The organism is Neisseria flavescens, assembly GCF_001618065.1.
GTDB lineage: Bacteria > Pseudomonadota > Gammaproteobacteria > Burkholderiales > Neisseriaceae > Neisseria > Neisseria flavescens_A.
In genome coordinates this window covers 1-334 of record NZ_LAEI01000049.1, presented here as the reverse complement: position 1 = coordinate 334, position 334 = coordinate 1, and the positions used below count along the sequence as shown (strand labels likewise).

At 48.5% G+C, this 334-nt stretch carries 1 protein-coding gene; it reads right to left on the bottom strand.

All coding sequences use genetic code 11. The features are described from left to right. Positions 1–146: 146 nt before the first annotated feature. Positions 147–334 (bottom strand): IS5/IS1182 family transposase (locus tag TW89_RS08015; RefSeq protein ID WP_021438965.1); only part of this gene is annotated, 188 nt, incomplete at its 5' end.

Genomic DNA, 334 nt, shown 5'->3' with positions numbered 1-334 from the left:
GAGACCTTTGCAAAATAGCCCTTTCCTCAACAGCCGAAGCCCAAAACAGGATTTCGGCTGTTTTCGTTTCAAATATCCACCGATTCTACTCAAATATCCCCTTAATCTCCCTTGGATACCTGATTAATCAGGCATCCGGCCGCCTTTTAGGCGGCAGCAGGCGCACTTAGCCTGTTGGCGGCTTTCAAAAGGTTCAAACACATCGCTTTCAGATGGCTTTGTGCACTCACTTTAATCAGTCCGAAATAGGCTGCCCGGGCGTAGCGGAATTTACGATGCAGTGTACCGAAGCTTTGTTCGACCACATAACGGGTCTTCGACAAATATCGGTTGC